We start from the raw sequence: 22,538 nt of genomic DNA, 5'->3' as shown, positions 1-22,538 counted from the left end.
GCCCCACTCCTTCCCATCCCGAACAGGACAGTGAAACGCCTCTGCGCCGATGATAGTGCGGATTCCCGTGTGAAAGTAGGACATCGTCAGGCTCTTACAGCCCCAAAAGCCCCAGCAGCAATGCCTGGGGCTTTTGTCTTTGGCGGCCTCAGTGCCGGTGGTGCGCCTCAGTTGTCCAGGACGAGCGTGCCGTCCAGGCGCGCGGCGCCGGAAGCCGCGAGTTGCGCCACCAGTCGCCCGATCCATTCGTGCAGTTCGGTGTCGCGAAACCAGCGGCCGTGGACCAGCTGCACGTAAGTCGTACCGGCGGCCCAGTGTTCGAGGGATTCGCGCTCCACCCGCTGCAACTCGAGCAGCTTGAACTTGATGAGTACCTTGGCTGCGTGAGCCGCGTGGCGTGGCGGATCCTCGACGAAACCTGCGAGCCGGCGCCGCGCGCTCGCCAGCGCCGCGCCGACATCGTCGAACAACGGGCCGTGGCCCGGAATCACCAGCCGCGGGCCCAGCTGCTCGATCAGGTCGAGCGTGGCGCCAACTTCGCGGAAGGCCTGCTCACCCTCGAGTTCTGGAAAGACGACTCCGAAGCCGTTGGCCCACAAGGCGTCGGCCGAGATCAGCACGCGCTCCCGAGCTTCGAACAGCACCACCGAATGGGGGTCGTGGCCGGGCGCCCCATGGACTTCCCACTCAGCGTCCCCGAGCATGAGCCCGGCCCCGGGCACCAACAGGCGGTCCATCCGAAACTGCGGGCAGCACTGGCCGGTGGCCTCGTAGGTGAGCGCGACCGGATCCCAGTGCCGCACGCTCTCCGCAAGCCCCGGGGGAATCCAGGTCTTCAGCCCCGGGTATTCGCGCTGGAGCGCCGCGTTGCCTCCGCAGTGATCGCTGTGCAGGTGGGTATTGAGCAGCAGGTCGAGCGGGCGCTGCCCGAGTACCTGCCGCACCAGCGCGACGGTCTGAGCCGAGTGGGTGGCGTACCCGCTGTCCACGAGTGCCGTCGGTCCTCGTCCATGGAACAGCACGTTGTTGGCCGAAAGCCAACCGCGCTCGAACACGGTCATGCCTTGGGGAAGCTGCTGCCGGTGCGCCATCACCCGAGCCTGCCACAGGTCGGCGTCAGTGCCTGGCCGCCCGCAACTCGCGCCGCAGGATCTTGCCGACGTTGGTCTTGGGCAGCTCGTCGCGGAATTCCACGTACTTCGGGATCTTGTAGCCGGTGAGCGTCTGCCGGCAGAAGGCGGCCACATCCTCTTCGGACAGCGTCGGATCGCTCTTGATCACGAACAGTTTGACGGCCTCGCCCTGCTTTTCATCCGGCACCCCGACGGCCGCACACTCGACCACACCCGGACAGAGCGACACCACGTTCTCCAGTTCGTTGGGGTAGACGTTGAAGCCGCTCACGTTGATCATGTCCTTCTTGCGGTCCACGATGCGGATGTAGCCGGCCTGGTCCATCATGCCGATGTCGCCCGTGCGCATGAAGCGGTCGGCCGTGAAGGCTCGCAGCGTCTCCTGCGGCTGCCGGTAGTAGCCGCGCATGACATTCGGCCCCTTGATGCAGATTTCGCCGGCCTCGCCCAGCGGAACGTCGATGCCATCGTCGTCCTTGATGGCGATCTCGATCCCCGGCAGCGGCAGTCCGATCGTCCCGGTGAATTCGCCGCTGGTCACGATGTTGTTGGTGCCGATCGCGCAGGTCTCGCTCATGCCCCAGCCCTCGACCATCGGGCAGCCGGTGACCTGCTGCCACTGGCGCGCCGTGCCCTCGGACGCGGCCATCCCGCCGGCCTGGGACAGGCACAGCTGCGAAAAATCGACCGACTTGAACTGAGGGTGCTGCAGCAACGCGTTGAACAGCGTGTTCACGCCCGGAAAGAGATGGAACGGCCGCTTTCTGAGCGTTTCGACGAACCTGCCGAAGTCGCGCGGATTCGGAATCAGCGTCAGGTGCGAGCCCCACCGGATGCCGAGCAGGCACAGCGTCAGCGCGAAGATGTGATACAGCGGCAGCGCCGCGATGCTGTTGGTGCGCGACGGGTCGCCGAGCCGCGCCAGCGCCGGGTGGAACCAGGCCTCCGCCTGCAGGATGGCCGCGACGACATTTCCGTGCGTCAGCTCGGCCCCTTTCGACAGGCCGGTGGTGCCGCCCGTGTATTGCAGGAAGGCGAGCGAATCGAGCGTCTGCGGCGTCGGCTTGAGCGTCAGTGCGACGCCTTGCTTCACCGCGCGCTTGAACGGCGTCACCGTGCGGTCCGCCGCCAGCGGCAGCTTGAATGCGGGCACCAGCTTCGCCAGATGGCGCACGGCGAAGGTGATCCAGCGGCCGTACCAGAATCCCAGCAGGTCACCCATCGACGCCAGCACCACGTGGCGCACCGGCGTGTCCTCGACCACCTCCTGCAGGGTCCGGGCGAAGTTCTCCAGGATCACGATCACGGACGCGCCGGAGTCGCGCAACTGGTGCTCCAGTTCGCGGGCGGTGTAAAGCGGGTTGACGTTGACGCAGGTGTAGCCCGCGCGCAGGACCGCCGCCATGGTCACGGCGAACTGCGGAATGTTGGGCAGCATGATTGCGACCCGCGCGCCGGGCTCCAAGCCGAGTGACTGCAGCCAGGCCCCGAGTGCGGCGGAGCGCTGGTCCAGCTCCTCGTACGTCATCCAGGATTCCATACAGACCGAGAACGGACGCGCCGCGTTCTTGCGGAACGACTCCTCGAGCAGCTGCGTCAGCGAGCGGTACTGCCCGGGATCGACCGACGCGGGCACGTCCGGCGGGTAGCTTTTGAGCCAGATCTTCTCCATGCAGCAGCTTCTCCTTGCGCAGCCGATTGTCGAAGCAGCCTGCGCACCTCCACCAGCGGACTTGTCCTAGGAGCTCGGCAGGCTGGTCCCGTACGCGACACGCCGCGGGCCGGGCCCCGCCCGAGGCGGTCTTGGCGCGCGCGGCCGCCCCATGCGATAGTCACGAGATGAAGAGAAGGGGCCTACTGGCGCTCGGCGCGGCCGCGACGGCCGTGCTGGTCCTCGGCGGCGGCGCCGTCGCCTTGGTGCAGCCGGCGTTGCGAAACGGCCGCCTGACCGAGCGCGGGCGGATCGTCATGGGCGCGATCAGCCAGGCGCTGCTGGAGGGCAGCCTGCCGTCCGGCACATCGGCCGCCAGCCGGGAGCTCGAGGCATTGCTCGGACGCATCGAAACCGCGCTGCACGGCCTGCCGGCGCATGCCCAGGCGGAGTTCTCGCAGCTGCTCGCGCTTCTGGGCACGGCCGGCGGTCGGCTGGCGCTGGCCGGGCTGCGTCCGGACTGGCATGAGGCGTCGCTGCCGCAGCGTCAGGGAGCGCTGCAGTCGATGCGGGTGTCGCCGGTGGCGCTGCGCCAGCAGTCGTACCAGGCCCTGCACGATCTGGTGGCCAGCGCCTATTTTTCGGATCCGTCCACATGGAGCGCGCTCGGCTACCCCGGCCCGCTGAAGCTCTGAGGCGGCCATGAGCTCCATGCCCGATCCGATCCGGGAAGGCCTGGCCCGCGGCTGGAAAGTCGCTGGCGGACCGCGCGCGCCGGCGCCGGCCGCGATCGACTGCGACGTCGCGATCATCGGTTCGGGCGCCGGCGGCGGCGTCTCGGCGGAACTGCTTTCCCGCGCCGGCCTGAATGTCGTGATGGTCGAGGAAGGACCGCTTCGCAGCAGCAGCGATTTCGACCAACACGAGGCCACCGCGTACCCGGCCCTGTACCAGGAGAGCGCTGCCCGCAAGACCAGCGACAAGGCGATCAATATCCTGCAAGGGCGCTGCGTCGGCGGCTCGACCACGGTGAACTGGACCAGCTCGTTTCGTACGCCGCCGGCGACGCTGACCTATTGGCGCGAGCACTTTGGCCTGGAACTGGATGGCGATGCGTTGACGCCGTACTTCGACCAGGCCGAGCGGCGCCTGAACATCGGCCCCTGGCTCGCGCCGCCGAACGAGAACAATGACCTGCTGCGCCGTGGCGCCGCCAGGCTCGGCATCCCCTGGGCCAGCATTCCGCGCAACGTGAAAGGTTGCTGGAATCTCGGCTCCTGCGGCATGGGCTGTCCGACCAACGCCAAGCAGTCGATGCTGGTGACGACCATCCCTGCCGCGCTCGACGCCGGCGCGACGCTGCTGGCGCAGACGCGAGCCGAGCGCTTCGAACTCGCGAACGGGCAGGTGCAGTCGCTGCACTGCGTTCCCGTGGGCCGCGGTGGTGCGAGCGCAACCACCATCCGGGCCCGGCACTACGTGCTTGCCGGCGGCGCGATCAACTCGCCGGCCATGCTGCTGCGTTCCGAGGCGCCGGATCCCCACGGCCGCCTTGGCCGGCGAACCTTTCTCCATCCGGTGGTCTTGTCGGCGGCGGTCATGCCGTCGGAGGTGGCAGGCTGGCAGGGGGCGCCGCAAAGCATCTACAGCGACCATTACCTGTCGACCCAGCCGATCGACGGCCCGATCGGTTTCAAGATCGAGGCGCCGCCGATCCATCCGGTGATCTTCGCCGGCACTGCCATCGGCTTCGGGCAGCAGCAGGCGGACCTGTTGCACGCCTTTGCGAACGCCCATGTGCTCATCGCATTGCTGCGCGACGGCTTCCATCCTGAGGCCGGCGGCGGCACCGTCAGCGTCCGCAGCGACGGCTCGCCGGTGCTGGACTATCCGTTGACCGGGTTCGTGCTGGAAGGGGCGCGCCGCGCGCTGCTGGCAATGGCCGAACTGCAGTTCGCCGCCGGCGCCCGCCAGGTCGTGCCGATCCATGAGCTCGCCCGGCCGTACCGCTCCTGGGCCGAGGCCAAGGCTGCGATCGAGGCGCTGCCGATGAAACCGCTGCTGGCGAAAATCGTCAGCGCGCACGTGATGGGAGGCTGCGGCGCCGCGGCACGAGCGCGCGACGGCGTGGTGCGGCCCGACGGCGTGCACTGGCAGCTGGCCAACCTCTCCATTCACGACGGCTCCGTCTTCCCGACCAGCATCGGCGCCAATCCGCAGCTGTCGATCTATGGCCTGGTGAATCGCCTGGCGCAGGGCCTGGCCCGGCGGCTCACGGGGCGCCAGGTGGCGCTGGCTTGATGAACCAGGGTTCGAGTCTGGCCCGGGTCCAGCAAGCCGGCACGCTCCTGCTGCTGGCCGGCGGCGCCGCCTGGTTCGCATGGCAGTGGCCCTCGTCGCCGGGGGCGGCGGTGGCGGGCCTGTTGCTCTGCTGGTTCGGCTACTCGCTGGTGCTGGCGTTCGAATTCCTCGTGTTGCGCCTCGTCGACGGTGACGATTCGTCCGTCCGCGCCACCTGGTCCGAAATCGCCCGCGCCTGGCTGGCCGAAACCTGGCTGAACGCCGTGATCTTCGCCTGGCGCCAGCCGTTCCGGTGGAACGCGGTGCCGGACCATGTGCCGGCCCGGACCGCAGCGCCGCGCCGCGGCGTGGTCCTGATCCATGGCTTCGCCTGCAACCGGGGGGTATGGACGCCGTGGCTGAGGGAATTGCAGCGGCGCGGCATCCCCTTCGTCGCCGTCAACCTCGAGCCGGCGTTCGGCCCGATCGAGAACTACGGGTCCATCATCGAAGACGCGGTGCAACGCGTGACGCAGGCCACCGGGATTGCGCCGGTGCTGCTGTGCCACAGCATGGGCGGGATCGCCGCGCGGGCCTGGATGCGCGCCCGCTCGGGAGAGCGGCGCGTGCACCACGTGATCACGATCGGCTCACCGCATCGCGGCACCTGGTTCGGACGGTACAGTCACGCGGCCAACGGGCGCCAGATGGCGTGGCAGTGCGAGTGGCTGCGCGAACTCGGCGCCGCCCTGCCGGCCAACGGCGGCGCGCTCTTCACCTGCTGGTACTCCAACTGCGACAACATGGTGTTTCCGGTCGAGACCGCGACGCTGCCAGGCGCCGACAACCGCCTGGTGCGCGGACCGGCGCATGTCGAACTGGCCTTTCACCCCCGGGTGATGGCCGAGTCGCTCGCGATCATCGAACGCTGACGGCCCGGGCTTCAGCCGGCCGGTGTCGCCGGCAGCACGCCGCGGCGCATCTGATCGAGCTCGATGCTCTCGAACAGCGCCTTGAAGTTGCCTTCGCCGAAGCCCTCGTCGCCCTTGCGCTGGATGAACTCGAAGAAGATCGGGCCCAGCTGGTTCTCGCTGAAGATCTGCAGCAGCAGGGCGCCCTTCTTGCCGTCCACCAGGATCTTGCGCTGCTGCAGCGCCTCGACGCTTTCTCCGTGGCCGGGAATGCGCTTGTCGATCAGCTCGTAGTAGGTGTCGATGGTGTCCAGCAGCTTCACGCCCGCGGCGCGCATCTGGTCCACCGTGCGGTACAGGTCCTTCGAGCCGAGCGCGATGTGCTGGATGCCCTCGCCGTGGTACCGGTCGAGGTACTCCTGGATCTGCCCGGCCTGTTCGTTGCCTTCCTCGTTGATCGGAATGCGGATCTTGCCGCACGGGCTGGTCATGGCCTTGCTCTTCACGCCGGTCACCTGGCCCTCGATGTCGAAGTAGCGGATCTCGCGGAAGTTGAACAGGCGCTCGTAGAAGCCGGCCCACTCCGCCATCCGCCCCCGGTGCACGTTGTGCGTCAGGTGGTCGATGTAGGTGAGGCCATGGCCGGCCGGGTCGAGGGCCTCCTGCGAGTCCACGCCCGACAGCCGTTCGAAGTCGACGTCGTAGAACCCGATGTTGCCGATGTCGCCCTCGCGCGCGCCGTTCTTGCCGCGCCAGCGGTCGACCAGGTAGATCAGGCTGTCGCCGATCCCCTTGATGGCCGGAATGTTCAGCTCGCCCGGGCCGGCCACGCCCGCGTAGCCCCAGGCCCCCAGTTCGATCGCCCGCTCGTAGGCCGCCTTGGCGTCCTGCACCCTGAACGCGATGGCGCAGATGCTCGGCCCGTGCAGGCGCGCGAAACGCTGCGCGAACGAATCGGGCTCCGCGTTGACGATGAAGTTGATGCCGCCCTGCCGGTACAGCAGCACGTTCTTGTGGCGATGCCTGGCGATCGGCCTGAATCCCATGCGCTCGAAGAGCTGTCCCATCGCCTGCGGGTCCGGCGCGGCATATTCGATGAACTCGAATCCGGCCGTGCCCATCGGGTTCTCCCAGGCGGACTGGCCGTCGCCCGAGCGGGTCGTTGCTTGCGTCATGCTGCTCCCTGACAAGAAATGCCTGGCCGCCACTGTACCCGTCGGGACCGTTTCCTTCCGGTGGTCGGGCGGATGACCGCCTGTCGGTCTGCTCGGCCATTTCTTGACATTTGTCTCTTGCGTCCCTGGGGCAAACCCTTACATTCAAGCCATGATCGAGTCTCAGGAAGCCGCACGACCCCAGCCCGTGGTCGTTCCGATCCGCTCCCTCGGGCCGAGCCACCGTCAGCGCATCGAAAAGCACCTGCTGGCGCTCGAGGAGCACGACCGCTACCTGCGCTTCGGCTACGCTGCCAACGACGAGCAGATCCGCCGCTATGTGCAGGGGCTGGATTTCGAGCGCGACGAAATTTTCGGCATCTACAACCGCAAGCTGGAGCTGATCGCGATGGCGCACCTGGCCTTCTCGCACGACCCGGCCACGCTGTCGTGCGCCGAGTTCGGCGTGTCCGTGCTGCGCAAGGCGCGCGGCCGGCGCTACGGCAGCCGCCTGTTCGAGCGCGCCGTCATGCACGCGCGCAACGAGGGCGTCGACATGCTGTTCATCCATGCCTTGAGCGAAAACACCGCGATGCTCAAGATTGCCCGCAGCGCGGGCGCCGTGCTCGAACGTGCCGGCAGCGAGACCGATGCCCATCTGCGCCTGCCGCCGGCGACGCTGGACAGCCGTGTCAGCGAGCTGGTCGAGCAGCAGCTGGCGCTGACCGACTATCGCCTCAAGCGCCAGGCCAAGAATTTCTGGGATTTCCTGGCCGGCGTGCAGGAAGTGCGCCAGGGCGTTCGCGAGGCGCGCCACAAGTCGGCCGGCTGAACGGTTCCAGCCGTCATTCCAGCTCAACCGGAGCGGACCGCCGGGCCAAGGCCCGATACCAACTTTTGCGGCGGCCGCGGGCACGCCAGCCCCGTTCCGCTATCCTATTGCTCCCGCAACCACCGCACGTCCTGCATCCCAAGGCTGTGTCAGACCCGCATCCTGCGCGAGCTTCCGAGAGGGAGGACAAGCGCACGTTCCTCCAGAAGGTCGCCGAGTTCATCCACCCCGGACCCGATTCCACGGCCGAGCTGATCGAAACCTTGGCGGACGCCGAGGACAACGACATCATCGGCGCCGACTCCCGGGTGATGCTCGAGGGCGTGCTGCGCATGGCGGAGTTGTCCGCCGGCGACGTGATGGTGGCCGCGCCGCGGATGGACCTGATCAACATCGACTCGCCCTATGACGAGATCCTGCATCTGGTCATCGACACGGCGCACTCGCGCTTTCCGGTCTATGAAGGCGACCGCGAGAACATCATCGGCATTCTGCTGGCCAAGGATCTGCTGAAGCTGCAGCGGGCGCCGGAGCTCAACATCCGGGCGCTGTTGCGACCGGCGGTGTTCGTGCCGGAAACCAAGGGGCTGAACGACCTGCTGCGCGAATTCCGCGGCAATCGCAACCACCTGGCGATCGTGATCGACGAGTTCGGCCGCGTGGCCGGCCTGATCACCATCGAGGACGTGCTGGAGCAGATCGTCGGCGAGATCGAGGACGAGTTCGACATCGTCGAGGACGAAGGTGACATCTTCGGACTGGCCGACAAGACCTACCGCGTCAGCGGCGACACCTCGATCGAACGCGTCGCCGAAGCCTTCGGCGTGGCCGTGCAACCCTCCGACGCCGAGCAGGAGTTCGACACCATCGGGGGCCTGATCGCCCACGAGATGGGCCACGTGCCCAAGCGCGGCGAAGAGTTCACGCTGGCCGGGCTCAAGTTCGTCGTGCTGCACACCAAGGGCGGCGCCGTGCGCTGGTTCAAGGTGACGCCGGCCGAACCCGAGCACCAGCCGGGCTGAGCCGATTGCGGGCCGGCCTCCTCGCTGCCCTGCCCGTCGCGCTGCTGGCGGGCGCTGCGCAGGCACTTTCCATCGCCTGGCCGCCCAGCGGCGAGCCGCTGTGGTGGCTGCAACTGCTCTCCCTCGCGGTGCTCGCCTGGCTGGTCCCGGCCGCCGGTTCGTGGCGCCGGGCCGCGCTGCTCGGCTGGTCGTTCGCCACGGCATGGCTGGCGGGGACCTTCTGGTGGCTGTTCATCTCGATGCACGTGTACGGCGGTTTGCCGTCGCCGCTGGCGGCCGTGGCCGTGCTCGCATTGGCGGGGTTCCTCGGCCTCTATTACGCGGCGGCGATGGGCGTGTTCGCCGCGCTCGATCGACTCGCAATCGCATGGCGCGCGCTGCTGTTCGCGGCGCTGTGGCTGCTGGCGGAGCTGCTGCGCGCGACCTGGTTCACCGGCTTTCCCTGGGGCGCGGGCGGCTACGCGCACGTCGACGGCCCGCTGGCCGTCCTGGCGCCGTTGCTCGGCGTCCACGGCATCGGGTTCATCGCGGCGCTGCTCGCATTCGGCCTGTCGCTGGCGGCGCGCCCGGGTGCGCGCGGCTCATGGCGCTATTGGGGCGTGCTCGCCGCCGCCGCCGGGCTGCTGGCTGCCTGCAAGATGGCCGTGGCCCCCGTCGCCCCCGCCGCGGCGGCCCCCAGGCTGTCGGTGGCGCTGCTCCAGGGCAACATTCCCCAGGACGAGAAATTCCAGGGCGGCACGGGCATTCCGATGGCGTTGAACTGGTACGGCCAGCAATTCCGCGACGCCAACGCGAGCCTGATCGTGGCGCCGGAGACCGCGATTCCGATGCTGCCCCAGCAGTTGCCCGACGGCTATTTGCAGGCACTGCGCGAGCGATTCAGCCAGGGTCGGCAGGCGGCGCTGATCGGCATTCCGCTGGGCAGCCTGCGCGAGGGCTACACCAATTCGGCGATTGGCCTGAAGCCGGGGGCCGACGTCTACCGCTTCGACAAGCACCATCTGGTGCCGTTCGGCGAATTCATCCCGCCGCTGTTCCGCTGGTTCACCGACATGATGAACATCCCGCTGGGCGACTTCGACCGCGGCCCGCTGGGGCAGCCCTCCTTCGAGTGGCAGGGGCAGCGGCTGGCGCCGAACATCTGCTACGAAGATCTGTTCGGCGAGGAGATCGGCGCCCAGTTCGCCGACGCCGCGCGGGCCCCGACGGTCCTGGTGAACATCAGCAACATTGCCTGGTTCGGCAACTCGGTGGCGATCGACCAGCACTTGCACATCAGCCGGATGCGGGCGATCGAGTTCCGCCGGCCGGTCATCCGCGCCACCAACACCGGCGCCACGGCGATCATCGACCGGGCGGGCCGGGTGACCGCGTCGCTGCCGCGGCACACGCGCGGCGTGCTCACGGGGCAGGTCGAGGGCGGCAGCGGCATCACGCCGTACGCCTGGTGGGTCGCGCGCCTCGGCCTGTGGCCGCTCTGGTCGGGGGCGCTGGCGATCGCCGCGGCCGCCTGGTGGCGGCACCGGCAACGGGCCCGGCCCGGCGCGGACCGGCGGGCCGACTGAACGGCCCGGCCCCGCCGCGTGGGGGAGAAGGCTCGGCCTTTAAAATCAGCGATTTGCCCGCCGCGCCGCTTCCCGCAATGCTCACCTTCCAGCAAATCATCCTGAAACTGCAGTCCTACTGGGACGCGCAGGGCTGCGCGCTGCTCCAGCCCTACGACATGGAAGTCGGCGCCGGAACCTCGCACACCGCGACCTTCCTGCGCGCGCTCGGCCCCGAGCCGTGGAAGGCCGCCTACGTGCAACCGAGCCGGCGCCCGAAGGACGGCCGCTACGGCGAGAACCCGAACCGCCTGCAGCACTATTACCAGTACCAGGTGGTGCTCAAGCCCGCGCCCGAGAACATCCTGGAGCTGTATCTGGGCTCGCTCGAGGCGCTCGGCTTCGACCTGAAGAAGAACGACATCCGCTTCGTCGAGGACGACTGGGAGAACCCCACGCTGGGCGCCTGGGGGCTGGGCTGGGAGGTCTGGCTCAATGGCATGGAGGTGACGCAGTTCACCTATTTCCAGCAGGTGGGCGGCATCGACTGCAAGCCGATCACCGGCGAGATCACCTACGGCCTGGAGCGGCTCGCGATGTACCTGCAGGGGGTGGACAACGTCTACAACCTCACCTGGACCGAGGGCGGGGCTCCGGCGCCGGGCCCCTCGGGGCGCGGGGAGCCCCACGAAGCGGGCGACCGCGGGGGCCCATTGACCTATGGCGACGTGTACCTGCAGAACGAGAAGGAGCAGTCGGCCTACAACTTCGAGCACAGCGACGCCGAGTTCCTGTTCTCGGCCTTCGCCGCGCACGAGAAGCAGGCCAGGCACCTGATGGAGCAGCAGCTGGCGCTGCCGGCCTACGAGCAGGTGCTCAAGGCCGCCCACAGCTTCAACCTGCTGGACGCCCGCGGCGCCATCAGCGTCACCGAGCGCGCCGCCTACATCGGCCGCATCCGCAACCTCGCCCGCAGCGTGGCGCAGAGCTATTACGAGAGCCGCGAGCGGCTCGGCTTCCCGATGGCCCCGCGCGAGTGGGTGGCCGCCCTGCAACCGAAGGCGGCCTGAGCAATGAACCAGAATCTCCTCGTCGAACTCTTTGTCGAAGAGCTGCCGCCCAAGGCGCTCAAGAAACTCGGCCACGCCTTCGCCGGCGTGCTGTACGAACAGCTGAAGGCGCAGGGCCTGGCGACGCCCGCCTCGCAGCTCACCGCCTTCGCGTCGCCGCGGCGCCTGGCCGCCCACGTGACCGGCGTCGCCGCCCAAGCGGCCGACAAGGCGGTGTCGCAGAAGCTGATGCCGGTCAGCGTGGCGCTGGACGCTGCGGGCCAGCCGACACCGGCCCTGCTGAAGAAGCTGCAGGCCCTGGGCGCCGGACCGGAAGCGGTCGCCGGCCTCAAGCGCGCGCTCGACGGCAAGGCGGAGGCGCTGTTCTACAACAGCACGGCCAAGGGCGCCACGCTGGCCGAAGGCTTGCAGAAGGCGCTGCACGAGGCCATCGCCCGGCTGCCCATTCCCAAGGTGATGACCTACCAGCTGGCCGACGGCTGGACCGACGTGAAGTTCGTGCGGCCGGCGCATTCGCTGCTGGCGCTGCATGGCAGCCAGGTCGTCCCCATCGGCGTGCTCGGCCTGGCGGCCGGAAACACCACCGGCGGCCACCGTTTCGAGGCCGCGGCGCATCCGGTTCGCATCCCCGATGCCGACAGCTATGCCGCCACCCTCGAGCGCGACGGCGCCGTGATCGCCAGTTTCGAGGCGCGCCGCGCCGAGATCGCCCGACAGCTGGCCGAGGTCGCGGCCCGGGCCGGTGACGCGCGCCCGATCGAAGACGATGCGCTGCTCGATGAGGTCACGGCGCTGGTGGAGCGCCCGAACGTCCTGCTGTGCCAGTTCGAGCCTGGCTTTCTCGAAGTGCCGCAGGAATGCCTCATCCTGACGATGAAGGCGAACCAGAAGTACTTTCCGCTGCTGGATGGCGCCGGCAAGCTGACCAACCGCTTCCTGGTGGTCAGCAACATCCGCCCGGCCGATGCCAGCGCCGTGATCGGCGGCAACGAGCGGGTGGTGCGCCCCCGGCTTGCCGACGCCAAGTTCTTCTTCGACCAGGACCGCAAGAAGCCGCTCGCTTCGCGCGTCCCGGAGCTGGCCAAGGTCGTCTACCACAACAAGCTCGGCACCCAAGGCGAGCGGATGGAGCGGGTGCGGGCGCTGGCCAAGGTGATCGGCGCGGCGATCGGCGGCGATCATGTCGCCTCGCTCGCCGACCAGGCCGCGATGCTGGCCAAGGCCGATCTCGTGACGGACATGGTGGGCGAATTCCCCGAACTGCAAGGCACCATGGGCCGCTATTACGCGCTCAACGATCGCCTGGACCACGCGGTCGCCGATGCGATCGAGGACCATTACAAGCCGCGGTTCGCCGGCGACTCGCTGCCGCGCAACCGGGTGGGCCTGGCGACGGCGCTGGCCGACAAGCTCGAGACGCTGGCCGGCCTGTTTTCCATCGGCCAGCTGCCCAGCGGCGACAAGGATCCGTTCGCGCTGCGCCGCCATGCGCTGGGCATCGTGCGCATGCTGATGGAGCAGGACCTGCCGCTGGAGCTCGAGGCGCTCGTCACGCAGGCGGTGGGGCTGTTTCCCGCCGCCGATCCGAAGACCGTCGGGCTGCTCTGCGACTTCGTCTACGAGCGGCTGGCCGGAATGCTGCGCGAGCAGGGCTACAGCGCGCAGGAGGTCGATGCCGTGCTGGCGCTGCGGCCGCAGCGGCTGGGCGACGTGGCCAAGCGGCTCGCCGCGGTGCGGGCGTTCGCGGCGCTGCCGGAGGCGGCGGCACTGGCCGCGGCGAACAAGCGGATCGCGAACATCCTGAAGAAGGCGGACCAGGCCGATGCCCACGTGAGCGAGGTGCTGCTGCGCGAAGCGGCGGAGAAGAACCTGCACGACGCGGCGCGCCAGCTCGGTCCCCGAGCCGGGGCGCAGTTCGAGGCGGGCGACTACGCCGGGTCGCTGCAGACGCTGGCCGGCCTGCGCGACACCGTGGATGCCTTCTTCGACCAGGTGATGGTGAATGCCGAGGAGGCCGACCTGCGCCTGAACCGGCTGGGCCTGCTGATGATCCTGCACCGCGCGATGAACCGGGTCGCGGACCTGTCCCGGCTGGCCGCCTGAATCCGCCGCCATGAAGCTCGTCATCCTCGATCGCGACGGCACGATCAACCTCGACAGCGACCAGTACATCAAGTCGCCCGAGGAATGGACGCCGCTGCCGGGCGCGCTGGAAGCGATCGCCCGGCTCAATCACGCCGGCTGGCACGCGGTGATCGCCTCCAACCAGTCCGGCCTGGGCCGCGGCCTGTTCGACATGGCGGCGCTCAACGCGATGCACGCGAAGATGCACAAGATGCTGGCCGCGCACGGCGGCCGCATCGACGCCGTCTTCTACTGCCCGCACGCGGCCGACGAGCACTGCCAGTGCCGCAAGCCGCTGCCAGGCCTGTTCGAGCAGATCGCGGAGCGTTTCGGCGTCGACCTCAAAGGCGTCCCGGTGGTCGGCGACGGCCTGCGCGACCTGCAGGCGGGCGTGCTGCTCGGCTGCGAGCCGCACCTGGTGCTGACCGGCAAGGGGGAGGCGCTGCGGGGCCGGCCGCTGCCACCCGAATATCCGCCCGGCACCCGGGTCCACGAGGACCTCGGCGCGTTCGCAGACGACCTGATTGCCCGGTCGGCGTCGGCGAAGATTCCCGCCTGATCCCGCGGCATGGCCTTCCTGCGTTCGACGCTGCACATGGTCTGGATGGTGCTCACGGTGGTGCCGTGGGCGCTGGCCATCGTCGTGGCCGCGCCGTTCTGGGACGCGACCCGCCTGTACTGGATTGCCGTGGACTGGCTGCGCCGGGTCATCGTCGGCGCGCGCGTGCTGCTGGGCATCGAGGTGCGGGTGAGCGGCCGGGAGCATCTGCCGATCGGCAGCACCAGTCCCGCCATCCTGCTGGTCAAGCACCAGTCGACGCTGGAGACCTTCCTGCTGCCGACGCTGATGCCGCATCCGCTGGCCTACGTGTTCAAGAAGGAATTGCTGAGCGTGCCGTTCTTCGGCTGGGCGATCGGCCGGCTCGACATGATCCACATCGACCGCAGCCAGCGGGCCCAGGCGTTCAACAAGGTGGTGGAGCAGGGCAAGAAATTGCTGGCCCGCGGCACCTGGATCATCATGTTCCCGGAAGGCACGCGCATCCCGCGCGGCCAGCAGGGCACTTACAAGAGCGGCGGCACGCGCCTGGCGGTGCAGACCGGCGCGCCCGTGATCCCGATCGCCGTGACCTCGGCCAAGGTCTGGCCGCGCCGGGCCTTCGTCAAGCGGCCCGGCATCGTGGACGTGTCCATCGGCCCGCCGATCGCCAGCGCCGGCCGTGATGCCGACGAATTGATGCGCCAGGTCGAGGCCTGGATCGAGTCGGAGATGCGCCGGCTCGACCCGCAGGCGTACGGGCCGGGCTGAAGGCCACAACGGCCCGAAAGCACCATCCCGATTGCGCGACCCGTCGCTACACTCCCCGACCATGCACCGGCTGCTGCAGCTCACCCTTGACCTGTTCGACGCGGCCGTGCCCGCGCCGGAGCCGGTCAAGCAGGCGCCGTCCCGGCCACCGCGGGCCAGGCCGGCGCCGCCGCTCAAGCCCGACCTTGCGCGCACCGGGCATCTCGATTCGGTGCTGGTGCCGGCGTCGTTCCGGCACCCCCGGGCCAACCGCGAGGCGGTGCTGGGCGATTCGGTGGTCGCCTACGAATTCCGGCGGGCTCGCCGCCGCACGATCGGGTTCATGGTGGGGGCGGAGGGGCTCACGGTGAGCGCGCCCAAATGGGTGCCGCTGCACGAGGTGGACTCGGCCGTGCAGACCAAATCGAGCTGGATCCTGCGCAAGCTGGGCGACGCGCACGACCGCCACCAGCGCACCGAGTCCGCCCGCATCGACTGGCGCGACGGCGCGGTGTTCCCCTATCTGGGGGAGCAGGTCGTCGTGGTGCTGGACCCGGCGCATGCCTTCAAGGAGGTGGGCGCCGTGCTCAAGGACGCCGCCGAGCGGGTGCCCGGCCAGCCCCACCACAGCCTGCACCTCGGGCTGCCGCACGCCGCCACCGCGCCGCAGATCCGCGACGCGGTGCAGGCCTGGCTGATGCGGCAGGCCACGACCTTGTTCACGCAGCGCCTGGAGCACTTCGCGCCGCAACTCGGCGTGCGCTGGCGCAAGCTCGCCCTCAGCAACGCCGGCACGCGCTGGGGCACGGCGCATTCGGATGGCGTGATCCGCCTGAACTGGCGGCTGATCCACTTCCGGCTGCCGGTGATCGACTACGTGGTCGCCCACGAGCTGAGCCACCTGCGGGTGATGGATCACAGCCCGCGTTTCTGGCAAACCGTCAGCACGGTGGTCCCCGACTATCCCCAGCTGCGGGCGCAGCTCAAGGGCGAGGCACTGCCGCCCTGGTGACGTCTCGCGCGGGAGCCGATCTCTGGAACCCAGAGGTCGCAGCGGACTCGCAAGGAATACCTGATCTGGTTTTCCCTGCGCCCTCTGCGTTCAAGAGCGACTGTGGCGCTCGGGAATGCGGCGGGGCAAGGGCTACGCCGCCGAGAACCGATACACCCCGTCGGCGCCGAGCTCGCGCCGCAGTTGGCCCTTGAACCACAGCGCATGCAGATGCGCCACCGACTCGCCCATCGCGAACGTGGTCTGGTGCAGGTCCAGCTTGCGCTTGAACAGCACCGGCAGCAGGTCGGCCGCCGTCTGCGGACCGGCGGCACACGCCTGCGCCACGTCGGCCAGCCGGTCGCGATGATGATCGCGCAGCTGCCGCAGGCGCTCGTGCAGTCCCACGAACGGCTTGCCGTGCGAGGGCAGCACCAGCGTCTCCGGCGGCAGCGGTCGGAACTTCTCGATCGAATCGAGGAAGGCCTGGAGCGGATTCGATTCCGGCTCGGTATCGTGCACGCTCACATTGGTGGAGATCCGCGGCAGCAGCATGTCGCCACTGATCAGCACTTCCAGCGACTCGCAGTACAGGGAGATGTGTTCCGGGGCGTGGCCATGGCCGCCGATGCAGCGCCAGTCGCGCCCGCCGATGCGCACGCTGTCGCCGTCAGCCAGCCGGTGGAAGCCGCGCGGCACCGCCGGCACCATGCTCGGGTAGTAGCTGGCCCGGCCGCGGATCTTCTCGATCGACTCCGGATCGGCCAGGCCGTGGCTGGCGAAGAATCGCGCCGCGGCGTCCCCGCCGAAGCCGGTCGTGCTCATGGAGCCGACCCGCGCCGCGTAGTAGTCGGTGGCGCTGATCCACAGCGGCGCCTGCCAACGCTCGCACAACCAGTGCGCCAGGCCGATGTGGTCGGGATGCATGTGGGTGACGATCACGCGCAGGACGGGCAGTCCGTCCAGCCCGCTGGCGAACACCTGCTCCCACTGTGCCTTCGCCTCGTCGCGGGTGATGCAGCAGTCCACCACCGTCCAGCCCGCGCGGCCGCCGATCTCGTCCCGCAACAGCCACAGGTTGATGTGGTCGAGGGCGAACGGCAGCCCCATCCGCACCCATTTCACGGCCGGCGCGAGGCCGGAGCCGGCGCCGCCGCGCACTTCCATGGTGGCGCCGGGCGAAGGCATGGCGTCGCCCAGCGGGTAGTACAGCAGCTGTTCGAGGGAATTCATGCGAGCGTCCGGTTGGGCAGGATTGACGTTGACGTAAACGTCATATGTAATCGGCATTGTAGGGACGCGAGCTTGTCCCCACTGTCCCGCGGCATACACCCACCTCCATGGCCACCACGACCACGTACACGATCAGCGACCTTGCCAGGGAGTTCGACCTCACCACCCGTGCCATGCGCTTCTACGAGGACATGGGGCTGCTGCGGCCGGAGCGTTCCGGCCCGGGCGGACGCAACCGCGTCTACAGCGCGCGCGACCGCACCCGGCTGAAGCTCACGCTGCGCGCCAAGCGGCTCGGCCTGTCGCTGACGGAGGCCAAGGACATCATCGACATGTACGACAGCCCGCGCGACACCGGGCCGCAGCTGCGCAAGTTCCTGGCGGTGCTGGCCGAGCACCGGCGCCAGCTCGAGGAGCAGATGGCCGACCTGCAGGCCAACCTGGACGAGGTGAAGGTCCACGAGAAGGAGGCCCGGGCACTCCTCGCGCGCATCGAGAAAACGCGCCAGCATGCATAATTGACGTTTACGTCAACGTCAACTCCAAGCGCCATGGCTGCTCCCCGTTTCGAGCCCCAGGACCCAGGCTACGCCGAGCGGGTGCGCGCCAGCTTCGCGCGCCAGGGGGCCATGGGCACCCTCGGCGCGGTGCTCGTCTCGGTCGAGCCCGGCGTGGTGGTGATCGAGCTGCCGTGGGCGCAGGGGCTCACCCAGCAGCATGGCTTCCTGCACGCCGGGATGGTGGCGGCGGCGCTCGACTCGGCCTGCGGCTACGCGGGTTCGAGCCTCATGGCGGCCGACGCCGGGGTCCTGACCATCGAATACAAGGTCAATCTGCTGGCGCCCGCGCAGGGCCAGCGGTTCCGGATGGTCGGCGCGGTGGTCAAGCCCGGCCGCACCATCACCGTCAGCGAAGGCCATGCCTACGGCATCGACCAGGGCCGCGAGAAGCTGATCGCCACCATGAGCTGCACCTTGATGACGGTGCTGGGGCGCGACGGCATCCGGCATTGATCCGCGAAGAAACAACAGGAGACACCATGACACTGCCAGGACTCGACTTCCAGCTGGGCGAGGACATCGACGCGCTGCGCGACAGCGTGCGTTCCTTCGCCGAGGCCGAGATCGCCCCGCGCGCGGCGGAGATCGACCGCAGCGACCGCTTCCCGATGGAGCTGTGGCGCAAGATGGGCGAGCTCGGCGTGCTGGGCATCACCGTGCCCGAGGAGTACGGCGGCGCCAACATGGGCTACCTCGCCCACATGATCGCGATGGAGGAGATCTCTCGCGCCTCGGCGTCGGTGGGCCTGTCCTACGGTGCCCACAGCAACCTGTGCGTCAACCAGATCCGCCGCAACGGCACGCCAGAGCAGAAGCGCAAGTACCTGCCCAAGCTGATCTCGGGCGAGCACGTCGGGGCGCTGGCCATGAGCGAGCCGGGCGCCGGCAGCGACGTGATCTCGATGAAGCTGAAAGCGCAGGACAAGGGCGGCTTCTACCTGCTCAACGGCAACAAGATGTGGATCACCAACGGCCCGGATGCCGACACGCTGGTGGTGTATGCCAAGACCGAGCCGGAGCTGGGGGCGGGCGGCGTGACGGCGTTCCTGATCGAAAAGGGCATGCCCGGGTTCTCGATCGCGCAGAAGCTCGACAAGATGGGCATGCGCGGCTCCTCCACCGGCGAGCTGCTGTTTCGCGACGTCGAAGTGCCGGCCGCCAACGTGCTGGGCGCGCTGAACGGCGGCGCCAAGGTACTGATGAGCGGCCTCGACTACGAGCGGGCGGTGCTGGCGGCCGGCCCGATCGGGATCATGCAGTCGGTGATGGACAACGTCGTCCCCTACATCCACGACCGCAAGCAGTTCGGCCAGAGCATCGGCGAGTTCCAGCTGATCCAGGGCAAGGTCGCGGACATGTACACCGTGCTGCAGGCGGCGCGGGCCTTCTGCTACACCGTCGGCAAGAACCTCGACCGGCTCGGCGTCGAACATGTGCGCCAGGTGCGCAAGGACTGCGCGTCGGTGATCCTCTGGTGCGCCGAGAAGGCCACCTGGATGGCCGGCGAGGGCATCCAGATCCATGGCGGCAACGGCTACATCAACGACTACCCGCTGGGCCGGCTGTGGCGCGACGCCAAGCTGTACGAGATCGGCGCCGGCACCAGCGAGATCCGGCGCATGCTGATCGGCCGCGAGCTGTTCGCCGAAACCATGTGAGCCGGCGCGTACGTTGTTGCACGTAACGGCCGGCCTGGGACAATAACGCATGACCTCTTCATCGCTGCAAGACCTCTTCGACCACAACCGGGAATGGGCCGCGCGGATGGAACGCGAGCGGCCCGGATTCTTCCAGGGGCTCACCCAGCAGCAGCGCCCGCGCTACATGTGGGTCGGCTGCTCCGACAGCCGGGTGCCGGCCAACCAGATCACCGGGCTGGAGCCGGGCGAGGTGTTCGTGCATCGCAACGTCGCGAACGTCGTCGTCCCCACCGACCTGAACTGCCTCTCGACGATCCAGTTCGCCGTCGACATGCTCAAGATCCGGCACCTGATGGTCGTCGGCCACTATGGCTGCGGCGGCGTGCAGGCGGCGCTCGAAGGCATCCGCGTCGGGCTGGCCGACAACTGGATCCAGCACGTCAAGGACGTCGCGGAGAAGCACGCCAACGTGCTGGAGTGGGTGCCGCAGGAGCACCGGCTCGACGCGCTGTGCGAACTGAACGTGATCGAGCAGGTCCTCAACGTCGCCCACACCACCGTGATGCAGGACTGCTGGTCGCGCGGGCAGCAGGTCACGCTGCACGGCTGGTGCTACGGCGTGTCGGACGGCCTGCTGAAGAACCTCAACGTGAGCGTGGCCGGCAACGAGCAACTGGTGACCGTGTACCGGGACGCGATTTCCGCCGTCGCCTGCGCCCGGCGGGCCTGACCCAGCGCGAGGCTCCGTGTTCCCGCAACGCCTCGACTCCCCGCTCGCCTACGACATCGCCAAGGCGATGATCGACGGCTTCAACCGCCACTACCGCCTGTTCCGCATCGAGTCGCAGCGCGCCAAGCACCGCTTCGAGACCGCCGACTGGCACGGCCAGCAGCGCGCCCAGCGCGAGCGCATCGAGTTCTACGACCTGCGGGTGAAGGAGGCGGTGACCCGGCTGGAGAAGGAGTTCAGGGCCGGCGAGCAGCCGATGGAGGTGTGGCAGCAGGCCAAGCTGCACTACATCGGCCTGCTGGTCGACCACCACCAGCCGGAGCTGGCCGAGACCTTCTTCAATTCGGTGACGACCAAGATCCTGCACCGGACGCACTTCCAGAACGATTTCATCTTCGTGCGGCCGGCGGTGAGCACCGAATACATCGAGAACGACGAGCCTGCCGCCAAGCCGACCTACCGCGCGTACTACCCGACCCGCGAGACGCTTGGCGAAACGATCGTTCGCATCGTCGACAACTTCCAGCTGCAGCGGCCGTTCGACGACCTGCAGCGCGATGCCGGCTACGTGCTGGAGGCGATCAACAGCCGGCTGCACCACGTCACGCTGCGCGCCAATTTCCAGATCCAGGTGCTCGCCTCGCTGTTCTTCCGCAACAAGGGCGCCTACGTGGTCGGCAAGATCATCAACGGCTTCAACGAGGTGCCGTTCGCGCTGCCGATCCTGCACCGCCCGGTGCCGGGCCGGCCCAGGACGGGCGAGTTGCCCGCGGGGGACGACGCGGCAGGCGTCAAGGGGCCGGAGGCCGCGGCAGGCCGGCTGGCGATCGACACCTGCCTGTTCGGCGAGGACGACCTGCAGGCGCTGTTCTCCTTCGCCCGCGCCTACTTCATGGTGGAGATGGAAGTGCCGTCGGCGTACGTGCAGTTCCTGCGCTCGCTCATGCCGCGCAAGCCGCGCAACGAGCTGTACAACGCGCTGGGGCTGGCCAAGCAGGGCAAGACGCTGTTCTACCGCGACTTCCTCTACCACCTGAAGCACTCGAGCGACAAGTTCCGCATCGCGCCCGGCATCAAGGGCATGGTGATGCTGGTGTTCGACCTGCCTTCGTTCCCCTACGTCTTCAAGCTGATCAAGGACCATTTCCCGCCGCAGAAGGACACCACGCGCGAGCAGGTCAAGGGCAAGTACCTGCTGGTCAAGCAGCACGACCGCGTCGGCCGCATGGCCGACACGCTGGAATACAGCGAGGTGGCGTTCGCCCGGGACCGGTTCGAGGAAGACCTGCTGGCCGAGATCCGCGAACACGCGCCCAGCCAGCTCGAGATCAGCGACCGCGACGGCGACGGCCACGAGGAGGTGGTGATCAAGCATCTCTACATCGAACGCCGCATGATCCCCCTGAACATCTACCTCCAGGAGGCGTTCGATGCGCTGCGGGCCGCGGCCGACGACGAGGCGGCGGCGCAGGCGCGCGGCCAGATCGAGCGCGCGGTGATCGAATACGGCAATGCGATCAAGGACCTGGTGGCGGCGAACATCTTTCCCGGCGACATGCTGTGGAAGAACTTCGGTGTCACGCGCAACGGCAAGGTCGTCTTCTACGACTACGACGAGATCGAATACCTCACCGACTGCCGGTTCCGGCGCGTCCCGCCGGCGCGCACCGAGGAAGAGGAGCTCTCGGGCGAGGTCTGGTACCGGGTCGGCCCGCGGGACGTGTTCCCCGAAACGTTCGGACCGTTCCTGCTGGGCAACGATGCCGTCCGCGAAGTGTTCCTGCGCCACCATGCCGACCTGCTCGATCCCGCGTTCTGGGAAAGCCGCAAGGAACGCATCCTGGCCGGCCACGTGCACGACGTGTTTCCGTACGACGTCGAGAGGCGGTTCGCCCGGCGCTACGGCACGCGGTCGCGCCCGTCCCCGCCGGCGCAGCCGCTGGCGAGCGCGGTCGCCGAACTCCAGGAGGGCCGGTGAATGGCGATCAGCGCCGAGGTGCGGGAAGCCTGGGAGCTGGCGAGCTTCGTCGTGACGACGCTCGGCCTGCCGTTCGCGATCGTCTTCTTCGCCTGGGAACAGCGCAAGGAGCGCGACAACGAGGACGAGGAGGGCTACCAGCTGCTCTCCGATGCCTACAACGATTTCCTCAAGGTGGTGCTGGCCAATCCGGACCTGCACCTGCGAACCAACGAGCCGCTGGCCAACCCTTCGCCCGAGCAGTACGAGCGCATGCTGGTGATCTTCGACATGCTGATGTCGCTGTTCGAGCGCGCCTACCTCGTCGCCTACAAGCCCGACATGGGCGAGACCGAGGCCCGGCGCTGGAACAGCTGGGACGACTACATGCGCGAATGGTGCCGGCGCGAGGATTTCC

General features: G+C 68.5%; 21 protein-coding genes and 1 rRNA gene. 18 read left to right on the top strand and 4 right to left on the bottom strand.

Features of this window, described 5'->3' with window-relative positions; translation table 11 throughout:
* A 5S ribosomal RNA gene (rrf, locus tag VNT59_RS21920) occupies positions 1 to 92 on the top strand; the annotation flags it as partial.
* Positions 93 to 167: 75 nt separating this feature from the next.
* On the opposite strand, the gene VNT59_RS02635 is transcribed toward rrf, so the two are convergent.
* Together VNT59_RS02635 and VNT59_RS02630 are read right to left on the bottom strand one after the other, a co-directional pair.
* Positions 168 to 1,061, bottom strand: coding sequence for an MBL fold metallo-hydrolase (locus VNT59_RS02635; RefSeq protein WP_325496347.1), 894 nt, complete (start codon positions 1,059 to 1,061; stop codon positions 168 to 170).
* Between the two features lie 55 nt (positions 1,062 to 1,116).
* A complete protein-coding gene (locus VNT59_RS02630) occupies positions 1,117 to 2,805 on the bottom strand; it encodes an AMP-binding protein (protein WP_325496345.1) in 1,689 nt (562 codons plus the stop codon).
* 167 nt (positions 2,806 to 2,972) lie between these two features.
* Here VNT59_RS02630 and VNT59_RS02625 point away from each other — a divergent pair, with 167 nt between their 5' ends.
* From VNT59_RS02625 to VNT59_RS02615, 3 genes are read left to right on the top strand one after another with little or no spacing between them, the layout of a single operon-like run.
* Complete coding sequence (locus VNT59_RS02625) at positions 2,973 to 3,479, top strand: hypothetical protein (RefSeq protein ID WP_325496343.1); 507 nt, start codon at positions 2,973 to 2,975, stop codon at positions 3,477 to 3,479.
* 7 nt (positions 3,480 to 3,486) lie between these two features.
* A complete protein-coding gene (locus tag VNT59_RS02620) occupies positions 3,487 to 5,085 on the top strand; it encodes a GMC family oxidoreductase (RefSeq protein ID WP_325496341.1) in 1,599 nt (532 codons plus the stop codon).
* On the top strand, positions 5,085 to 5,996 hold the full coding sequence (locus VNT59_RS02615) for an esterase/lipase family protein (RefSeq protein ID WP_325496339.1): 912 nt from the start codon (positions 5,085 to 5,087) through the stop codon (positions 5,994 to 5,996). The genes VNT59_RS02620 and VNT59_RS02615 overlap by 1 nt, the downstream gene beginning before the upstream one ends.
* Before the next feature lie 11 nt (positions 5,997 to 6,007).
* Here the strand turns inward: VNT59_RS02615 and hppD are convergent, their stop codons facing one another.
* The gene (gene hppD, locus VNT59_RS02610) at positions 6,008 to 7,150 is read right to left on the bottom strand and encodes a 4-hydroxyphenylpyruvate dioxygenase (protein ID WP_325496337.1); all 1,143 of its coding nucleotides are present in this window, start codon (positions 7,148 to 7,150) and stop codon (positions 6,008 to 6,010) included.
* Positions 7,151 to 7,301: 151 nt separating this feature from the next.
* On the opposite strand from hppD, the gene VNT59_RS02605 reads away from it, so the two are divergent.
* The 8 genes from VNT59_RS02605 (at position 7,302) to VNT59_RS02570 (ending at position 16,021) form a co-directional block, all read left to right on the top strand.
* Positions 7,302 to 7,961 (top strand): GNAT family N-acetyltransferase, encoded by a 660-nt coding sequence (locus VNT59_RS02605; RefSeq protein ID WP_325496335.1) that lies wholly within the window; start codon positions 7,302 to 7,304, stop codon positions 7,959 to 7,961.
* Positions 7,962 to 8,107: 146 nt separating this feature from the next.
* Entirely contained in the window at positions 8,108 to 8,983 is an 876-nt protein-coding gene (locus tag VNT59_RS02600) for an HlyC/CorC family transporter (RefSeq protein ID WP_325496333.1), read from the top strand.
* Positions 8,980 to 10,548 carry an apolipoprotein N-acyltransferase gene (lnt, locus tag VNT59_RS02595; RefSeq protein ID WP_414708330.1) on the top strand — a complete coding sequence of 523 codons (1,569 nt, stop codon included), beginning with the start codon at positions 8,980 to 8,982 and terminating at the stop codon, positions 10,546 to 10,548. Before VNT59_RS02600 ends, lnt begins: the two co-directional genes overlap by 4 nt.
* A gap of 77 nt (positions 10,549 to 10,625) precedes the next feature.
* Entirely contained in the window at positions 10,626 to 11,597 is a 972-nt protein-coding gene (glyQ, locus tag VNT59_RS02590) for a glycine--tRNA ligase subunit alpha (RefSeq protein ID WP_325496330.1), read from the top strand.
* A gap of 3 nt (positions 11,598 to 11,600) precedes the next feature.
* On the top strand, positions 11,601 to 13,700 hold the full coding sequence (glyS, locus tag VNT59_RS02585; RefSeq protein WP_325496328.1) for a glycine--tRNA ligase subunit beta: 2,100 nt from the start codon (positions 11,601 to 11,603) through the stop codon (positions 13,698 to 13,700).
* 10 nt (positions 13,701 to 13,710) lie between these two features.
* The gene (gmhB, locus tag VNT59_RS02580) at positions 13,711 to 14,280 is read left to right on the top strand and encodes a D-glycero-beta-D-manno-heptose 1,7-bisphosphate 7-phosphatase (RefSeq protein ID WP_325496326.1); all 570 of its coding nucleotides are present in this window, start codon (positions 13,711 to 13,713) and stop codon (positions 14,278 to 14,280) included.
* Positions 14,281 to 14,289: 9 nt separating this feature from the next.
* Positions 14,290 to 15,030: a lysophospholipid acyltransferase family protein gene (locus VNT59_RS02575; protein WP_325496324.1), complete on the top strand. Its 741-nt coding sequence runs from the start codon at positions 14,290 to 14,292 to the stop codon at positions 15,028 to 15,030.
* Between the two features lie 61 nt (positions 15,031 to 15,091).
* A complete protein-coding gene (locus VNT59_RS02570; RefSeq protein WP_325496322.1) occupies positions 15,092 to 16,021 on the top strand; it encodes a SprT family zinc-dependent metalloprotease in 930 nt (309 codons plus the stop codon).
* 132 nt (positions 16,022 to 16,153) lie between these two features.
* Here VNT59_RS02570 and VNT59_RS02565 read toward each other — a convergent pair whose 3' ends face one another.
* Positions 16,154 to 17,233 carry an MBL fold metallo-hydrolase gene (locus VNT59_RS02565; RefSeq protein ID WP_325496320.1) on the bottom strand — a complete coding sequence of 360 codons (1,080 nt, stop codon included), beginning with the start codon at positions 17,231 to 17,233 and terminating at the stop codon, positions 16,154 to 16,156.
* A 107-nt stretch (positions 17,234 to 17,340) separates the two neighbouring features.
* On the opposite strand from VNT59_RS02565, the gene VNT59_RS02560 reads away from it, so the two are divergent.
* The 6 genes from VNT59_RS02560 to VNT59_RS02535 all read left to right on the top strand — a co-directional run.
* Positions 17,341 to 17,751, top strand: coding sequence for a MerR family DNA-binding transcriptional regulator (locus tag VNT59_RS02560; RefSeq protein WP_325496319.1), 411 nt, complete (start codon positions 17,341 to 17,343; stop codon positions 17,749 to 17,751).
* 33 nt (positions 17,752 to 17,784) lie between these two features.
* Entirely contained in the window at positions 17,785 to 18,246 is a 462-nt protein-coding gene (locus tag VNT59_RS02555) for a PaaI family thioesterase (RefSeq protein WP_325496317.1), read from the top strand.
* 26 nt (positions 18,247 to 18,272) lie between these two features.
* Positions 18,273 to 19,451, top strand: coding sequence for an isovaleryl-CoA dehydrogenase (locus VNT59_RS02550; protein ID WP_325496315.1), 1,179 nt, complete (start codon positions 18,273 to 18,275; stop codon positions 19,449 to 19,451).
* 49 nt (positions 19,452 to 19,500) lie between these two features.
* Complete coding sequence (can, locus tag VNT59_RS02545) at positions 19,501 to 20,163, top strand: carbonate dehydratase (RefSeq protein WP_325496313.1); 663 nt, start codon at positions 19,501 to 19,503, stop codon at positions 20,161 to 20,163.
* 16 nt (positions 20,164 to 20,179) lie between these two features.
* Positions 20,180 to 22,141 carry a bifunctional isocitrate dehydrogenase kinase/phosphatase gene (aceK, locus tag VNT59_RS02540; RefSeq protein WP_325496311.1) on the top strand — a complete coding sequence of 654 codons (1,962 nt, stop codon included), beginning with the start codon at positions 20,180 to 20,182 and terminating at the stop codon, positions 22,139 to 22,141.
* Positions 22,142 to 22,538: hypothetical protein (locus VNT59_RS02535; RefSeq protein ID WP_325496309.1), on the top strand; the 397-nt coding region annotated here is incomplete at its 3' end.

This window comes from Ramlibacter sp., from assembly GCF_035554825.1.
Lineage (GTDB): Bacteria > Pseudomonadota > Gammaproteobacteria > Burkholderiales > Burkholderiaceae_C > Ramlibacter.
The sequence above is the reverse complement of the archived record's forward strand: the minus strand, read 5'-3'. Positions and strand labels throughout refer to the sequence as shown.